Below are 7,342 nucleotides of genomic sequence, written 5' to 3'. Positions count from 1 at the left end.
GAATTGACTTCGCAATTTTGTTTTACTTCCGCTTAAAGCAGAAGCCCTACACAATATTGCATGTTAAAACTTTGTTCAGTTTTCAAAGGTCTACGTTATGTGTTGTTCCAAATAAACAACTTTTATATCATACCTCGTTAACAAATCATTGTCAACAGATTTACAAAATAAATTTAAATTTTATTTTTCTCAACACTTACTGTCCCTTGCGAAACAGCTTAATTAGAATAGCATCATTTACCTACCTGTGTCAACACATATATTCAACTTAATGTTTTCTTAAGTTTTATAATCAAATCGTTAACCAGTTGCGCCATCATATACCCCATCGCTATAGCCCCTGTAACAAGCGCCACAATAACAATTAACTGGATTGCTTTGTCCATATCACCTATTACCATAGTACGTACAGCTTGATAAGCAGTGGCACCCGGAACTAATGGAACTAACGCTGGAATATTAAATAAAATAGCTGGCATCTTTTTAACCCTTGCAAATATTAAACCTAAAAATCCCGCTACAAATGCCCCCGTGAAATTCGACAACACTCTTCCGAATTGTAAATTGTATAAAATCCAATATACAATCCAACCAGCAGCGCCTACAACCCCACAAGCTAATAATGCTCGTTTTGGATTATTAATAATGATTGCAAATCCAATTGTAGATAAGAAAGCAAATACAATTTGAATTATTACTTGTAAATATATATTCATCATTCACCTCATCCAAAAGCTTTCAAAATAACCGCAATACCAATACCGATGGCCAAAGCACTTAAAATCGCCTCAACACCACGAGCAATTCCAGCTAATAAATGTGATTCTAGTAAATCTCGAAGAGAATTAGTCAAAGGAACTCCAGGAACTAATGGCATAATAGCTCCTATTAAAATATTATCAAGCTTCACACCTAATCCTATTTTCACACTGATAACCGCTAAACTACCGACTATTATAGAAGAAAGAAATTCAGAGATGAATTTTAACTTGGTTTTTTCATTAATATACGCGAACAAGAAAAATCCAAGCATCCCTATTACTGCTGATATTGGAAAATCAATCCAATCATACTCACGAGTAAACAAAATCATCAAGGTTGAACTCACTACCGCAGCCGAGATTGCCTGTAGCCAAACAGGGAATTCTAACGTATCACGGTCAATCACTTTTAAGCGAGTATATAATTCACTCGAATCAATAATATCTTGCGTAAACTTACGCGAAACATCATTCACACGACTAACTTTTTCTAAGTTAATCGAACGACTCTTAATTTGTTTCAATTGAAAACTAGATTCATCATCAAATCCAATTCCAATCGCCGTAGGTGTTCCGAAAACATTAATGTTATTCATGCCCATTTTTTTAGCAATACGAAACATAGTATCTTCGACACGATACATTTCCGATCCACTCTCAATCATTATCTTGCCGGCTAATAGGCAAGTTGTGATAACTTCTTGCACGTTTTTTTCGTTTTCCATAAGCTTTTCTCCATATAACGGCTAGTTAACTCATTATATTGACTATCTTAGAAAAAGTAAAAGACTTCAATCTAAATTGAAGTCTTTTTTTATAATTATTTTAAATTTTCAATATCAATAATTTTATCAATCCAACTACTATCATAGAATCCATCTTCGTGAGTAACCAAAACAATCGCTCCCTCAAAGTGTGATAATGCATATTTCAATGAATTCTTACTTGCATCATCCAAATGATTCGTTGGTTCATCCATAAATAAAAGGTTGTAATCATTAAACATCAAATCAGCAATCTTAACCTTCGATTGTTCTCCACCAGACAATGTGTGAATCTGAGACATTGCTTGTTGTGTTGTTAAACCTGTTTTTGCTAAGTTTCGTCTTACAGTCTTTTGGTCAGCTTCTGGATGTAAATCGGCCAAGATTTGAAATGGTGTCGCAAATTTATTGTCCCATTTTAAATCTTGCTTAAAGTAACCCATTTTTGTTACTGGAGAAATTGCAAAATCACCCTCAATTGGTTTGATTTCACTAATTAAAGTTTTAATTAAAGTTGATTTACCAATCCCATTAAATCCTTTGATTACAATTTTTTCTCCTGCAATGACTGTAAAGTTGAATTTAGCATCCACAATTGGATTTGTATAACCAATCACCAACTCATTAGTCTCAATCAACATTTGACTATTGGCTGTTTGTGCGTACGGAAAATCAATTTTAGGAATAGGATGACTTTCAGGAGGTCCAATGACTTCCATCCTATTTAGTTGCTTCTCTCTACTTTTTGCACTTTTGGAACGAGATCCTGCCTTAAACTTAGCAATATATGCCTTTTCTTTCGCAATTTTTTGTTGCTGAGCTGCATAAGCTTTTAAATATGTTTTTCTATTTTCTTCCTTTTGTCGAAAAGCTTGTTTCAAATTTCCTTTGTAACGAGTAATTTTCCCGAACTCAATATCACTTATTACATTAGTAATTCGCTCAAGAAAATCATAATCATGGGAAATTACAATAAATGCACCTTCAAAAGAATTTAAATAATTCTCTAACCATTCAATATGATTTGTATCTAAATAGTTAGTCGGCTCATCCAAAAACAATGCATCTGGTCGCTGTAAAAGTAATTTGGCCAAAATTATTTTGGAACGCTGCCCCCCACTAAGCTCAGAAACATCATTATCATAGCCCAAAGCATCTATTCCTAAACCTGTAGCCACCTGTTCAATTCTAGTATCAATATCATAGAAACCGGAAATATCTAGTTTTTCTTGTATTTGACCGGCCTTTTCTAGATCTTCATCAGTAGGGGATTCATTATATATAGCTAACATCTTATTTTGATCTTCATATAAATCGTCAAATGCAGTTCTTAAGAAATCACGTATCGATAATCCTTTCGTTAGTTTGGCGTATTGATCAAGATAACCAATCGAAATATTCTTTTGCCAGTGAATTTCTGCCTCATCAGCATCTTGCTCACCAGTTAAAATTTTGATTAGTGTACTTTTCCCGACACCATTTTGGCCAACAATTCCCATGTGGTCTTCTTTATTCAATTGTAATCGCGTGTCATCATATAATTTTTTGTCTAGGAACTGATGACTTAAATGTTCCACTGTTAAAATACTCATTATTACTTCTTTCTATAAAAAAATCAGAGCTAATTGTCCGCCCTGATCATAAACTTATCTATACAAATTTGGGATATGTTTTTCTTTCAGTTGTTGTGGAATAGATATGGTACGTCTGCTCTGAGCCACTGCCGAACACAAATCCATTTTCTTCATTTAGTGTGTTTTGTCTTGTTACTGGTGTGTCAAGGGTTTTTATATCCATCCCTAGATTCTTGCGAATTTTATCTGAAATACGCTGTAATTCTTCAGTTGAAGGGACTTCAACACTTAGACCATTAGGAAAATTACTATATACAACTCTTGTGCTATAACCATGCAAATAATCTGAATCAATATTCTTGGCAGCCGTACGATAATCACTAGCTAACACAGTCATATCTTCATATGTTACATCTGTTTTTAGAGATCCTGATAAACTATTTAAGACTTTTTGATAATTAGCTAATGTCTCAGTTGATAATAGCTTTTTTAAAATAGCTTGAATAACTTGACGTTGGCGCTTTTGACGGCCATAGTCTCCTTCAGGATCCTCATGTCGCATACGAGAATATGCCAATGCATTCTCCCCATTTAAATGCATTTCACCTTTCGTGAAAGTTTGTCCGCCTGTATATGCACTTGTAAAAGTAAACGGCACATCAACATCAATCCCACCAACACTATCAACTATCTTAGTTAATGATTTAAAATCAACTCTCATATAATAATCAATCGGAATATCTAATTGTTTTTTAATCGTACTAATCGCTAACGCTTCACTACCCATGCTATAGGCTGAATTAATTTTTTGTAATACCGTATTATTAGTCCCTGTTACTGAGTCATAATTCTTGTAGGATTTAGGAACCTCAATAGAAGCAAAAGTGTCACGTGGGATACTAAACAGCTGAACTTTTTTATCTTTGGGATTAACTGTCGCTACAATCATAGTGTCTGAGTTACCCTTATACGTTCGCCCTTCACCACCAGTATCAGCTCCCATCAACAGGATGCTGAATGATTCTCGTTTTCCAATTTCCCCCGATGCTTTTTTACCCGCTATTGGACTGTATGTCGTATTTAAAGCATTTTTTGTTTGCGATAATAATCGTAATGCATAAGCACTACCTATAATCGTCAGCATTACTAATACTAAAGCAAAAACTTTAGTGATTGGATGTTTCTTTTTAAGAAGCGTTTCTTTTTCGGCTTGAACTCGTCTGCGATCCATCCTAGTCGGTTGTGATGGTCGATTACCATTATCATTAAATTGGTTACTCATAGTTGTTCCTCTCAAAATTCTTTAGTGAATTATATCACTGTTAGTTTGTTTTGATTTTATTTTTTAACAAACCTATAAAATAACTTAATACTTCAAAAATTGAGATAAAGAACGTTACTGGCCAATTTGTATAGTACCCAAGAATTAACCCTACCCAAACGCCAGCTAAAGATAATCCAATTGAAACTGCAAATAATTTACCTACTGAGTTAGCAAAGAACTTAGCCGTTGCTCCTGGTAGAGTTAATAATACAAAAACTAATAAAGAACCCACTACTTGAGCACCAATACTAACGCTTAGTGCAACCATTGTTAGAAAAATGACAGATAAAAAGACCGTTGGTAATCCAGCAGCTTTTGCTCCAATTGAGTCAAATGAGTCAAAACTTAACTTACGGAAGAAAATAATTACCGTAACTAAGATAACTATCGCTAAAGCTACTAGTTCAATTAAGTTTTCGCGACTAATTCCGACAATGCTTCCAAATAAGATATTGGTAGCATAACTACTAGTTTTTGAAGACAATGCCAAGAATAAGATCCCCGCTCCAATAAACAGCGAAGATATTGCACTAGTCGATGACTCACTTCGTTCTTTTTTTGAACTCAGTGAACCTACTAATATCGAGCTAACCAAAGTAAATAAAATCATCCCAAACAAGGGGGATATTCCAACTAATACTCCGAATGCTGCTCCAGCAAATCCAATTTCAGATAAAGTATGAGATAAAAAAGACATATTACGAGCAACTACAAAAACTCCGATTACTCCACAAGTAATAGCGATGAAAGTACTAGCAATAAAAGCTTGGCGCATAAATTCATATTGAAACATTAGTCTTCAAACACCCTTTCATCTAAACTAGCAATATCTTCTTTCATTTCTATTTGTTTTTGATCAAATAGTAGATACTTATGAGCAAATTTTTTCGCTAACAAATAATCATGAGTTACAAAAATAATAGTTAAACCCTGTTCTTCATTTAATGATTTAACTAATTCCATCAATTTTTCTTTTGCCGAACCATCTAAACTGGCTGTTGATTCATCCAAAATCAATACATCAGGATTATTAACAATCGCCTGCGCTAAGTAAGCTTTCTGCTTCTCACCACCTGAGGCCAACCCTAACCTCAAACCTCTTAAGTCCCACAAACCCGTTTTTTGAAGAGCATCACGTAATCGTAATCTATCTTTTTTATTTTTAAAGATAAATCCCGTCTTTTTTAAGTTTAATTCAACAAAGCTTTGGATACTTAACGGATAATCAGTCTCTATATTCCTAAACTGCGGCACATATCCAAACTTCAATTTACTTTTATTAAATTTAATATGGCCCGACGTTGGTTTTTCTAAGCCCATCAGAATTTTAACTAGTGTTGTTTTCCCTGTTCCATTCTTACCTATAATACTCAAAAAATCGCCATCTTCTAATGTGAAGTTGACGTTTTTAAACAGGGTTTTATCAGGGAATGCTTTACTTAAATTAATAAATTCAATCATTGATGCCTCTTTATTTGCTTATCTCAGCTAAATCTTTTAAATACCCGTTAATCCACTCAACATAAGATGTCTTAGCCGGCAAAGTTTCTGTTACATATATTATCGGAACGTTATTATCTTGTGCAACTTTTTTGATTTTATTAACAACGTTACTTTTAACTTGCTTATTAACAACTAAGAAATCTACCTCATGATTTTGTAAACCATTCTCCATATCTTTCATATCAGATACTGATGGATCAATGCCATCTTCAATTGCTTTAGCAAATTTGGCATTTTCTACACTAACACCAACATCTTTTAATAAGTAAGAGAATACCGGTTCACTAATATAAGCTTTTTTACCATTGAGGCTCTTCTTCAATGTAGCTTCTTGATTTTCTAAATTACGTAATTTAGCCAAATATTTAGTTTCATTTTTCTTGAAATCGGCAGCATGTTTTTTATCTTGAGATGATGCTTCTTTAGTGATTTCTTTTACTAAATCCTTCATATAGTGAACATCAAACCAAACATGTTCATTTTGCCCATCTTTTAATTTAGCCACATCTTCACTGACATTAATAAGACTCTTATCAGATTTTAGTTTTAACATCCAATCATCATATCCTAATCCATTAGCAATAACTATGTCAGCATTGGCTACGGATTTAGCTGTATTTGTATCCGAGTTAAAGTCATGTGGGTCAACGTTAGATGAACGTATAATTGCAGTAACATCTCCATGGTCTTTTACGATATTTTTAGCAATATCTTCATACGTTCCAATTGAAGAGACAATTTTTACTTTATTACTATCACTTGCTTGTTTGCCACAACCAGCAACAATTGCCATCATTAAAACTACTAAACTATACTTAAATATTTTTTTCATTTATTATCCTCTAATTAAAAAATAGACAAGTAACAAGTACTTATCTATTTAAACTACTACCAAACTTGTGTGTATGTTCCGTCAGCATAAACATTATATGCTGCAAACGGTGAAGATTCACCCTTATTATATAGGTTGATACGATATGTTGACTTACCGGCATCATCAGTAATTGTACCATTATATAAAGCTGAAACTTTTGTCTTATCAACGTTAGTTAACTTACCTAATAAATAGGTTACTGCATCTGTACCTGTTGTAATATTGGTTTGTTGGTTATTTGTGTTGTTGTCTGTATTAGTATCTGTTTGATTGTCATTTGTTACATTATTATTGTTAGTTACTGCATCATTAGAACTGTTATCTTTTTGAGATTGATCTTCTGCTGATGTTTTATCATCTGTACTTGATGTATTAGATTCGTCTTTTTCCTTATTTGATGAGCTTTTCTTTGTAGTTGTTTCAGTTTTTGGCTTTGTATCGGTGTTACTTGATTGATTACTGCACCCAGCCATCAACATAATCCCCATCACACTAAGTGAAATAATTGAAAATTTCTTAAACATATCTCATTCCTCCTCTAA

General features: G+C 33.5%; 8 protein-coding genes. All 8 read right to left on the bottom strand.

Features of this window, described 5'->3' with window-relative positions:
• Positions 1-263: 263 nt before the first annotated feature.
• The 8 genes from RD055328_RS07235 to RD055328_RS07200 all read right to left on the bottom strand — a co-directional run bounded on the left by RD055328_RS07235 (position 264) and on the right by RD055328_RS07200 (position 7,324).
• The gene (locus tag RD055328_RS07235) at positions 264-716 is read right to left on the bottom strand and encodes a threonine/serine exporter family protein (RefSeq protein WP_244088160.1); all 453 of its coding nucleotides are present in this window, start codon (positions 714-716) and stop codon (positions 264-266) included.
• Between the two features lie 8 nt (positions 717-724).
• Positions 725-1,486 (bottom strand): threonine/serine exporter family protein, encoded by a 762-nt coding sequence (locus tag RD055328_RS07230; protein WP_244088123.1) that lies wholly within the window; start codon positions 1,484-1,486, stop codon positions 725-727.
• Between the two features lie 95 nt (positions 1,487-1,581).
• Positions 1,582-3,117 carry an ABC-F family ATP-binding cassette domain-containing protein gene (locus RD055328_RS07225; RefSeq protein ID WP_244088122.1) on the bottom strand — a complete coding sequence of 512 codons (1,536 nt, stop codon included), beginning with the start codon at positions 3,115-3,117 and terminating at the stop codon, positions 1,582-1,584.
• 58 nt (positions 3,118-3,175) lie between these two features.
• Positions 3,176-4,381: an LCP family protein gene (locus RD055328_RS07220; protein ID WP_244088121.1), complete on the bottom strand. Its 1,206-nt coding sequence runs from the start codon at positions 4,379-4,381 to the stop codon at positions 3,176-3,178.
• 40 nt (positions 4,382-4,421) lie between these two features.
• Positions 4,422-5,216: a metal ABC transporter permease gene (locus RD055328_RS07215; protein ID WP_244088120.1), complete on the bottom strand. Its 795-nt coding sequence runs from the start codon at positions 5,214-5,216 to the stop codon at positions 4,422-4,424.
• Positions 5,216-5,884, bottom strand: coding sequence for a metal ABC transporter ATP-binding protein (locus RD055328_RS07210; RefSeq protein WP_244088119.1), 669 nt, complete (start codon positions 5,882-5,884; stop codon positions 5,216-5,218). The genes RD055328_RS07215 and RD055328_RS07210 overlap by 1 nt, the downstream gene beginning before the upstream one ends.
• A 10-nt stretch (positions 5,885-5,894) precedes the next feature.
• A complete protein-coding gene (locus tag RD055328_RS07205) occupies positions 5,895-6,758 on the bottom strand; it encodes a metal ABC transporter solute-binding protein, Zn/Mn family (protein WP_244088118.1) in 864 nt (287 codons plus the stop codon).
• A 56-nt stretch (positions 6,759-6,814) separates the two neighbouring features.
• Complete coding sequence (locus RD055328_RS07200) at positions 6,815-7,324, bottom strand: hypothetical protein (RefSeq protein ID WP_244088117.1); 510 nt, start codon at positions 7,322-7,324, stop codon at positions 6,815-6,817.
• Positions 7,325-7,342: the final 18 nt, after the last annotated feature.

It is taken from the genome of Companilactobacillus sp. RD055328 (assembly GCF_022835675.1).
GTDB lineage: Bacteria > Bacillota > Bacilli > Lactobacillales > Lactobacillaceae > BQUT01.
Note: the sequence above shows the minus strand (reverse complement) of the source record. Positions and strands in the feature narration are given on the sequence as shown.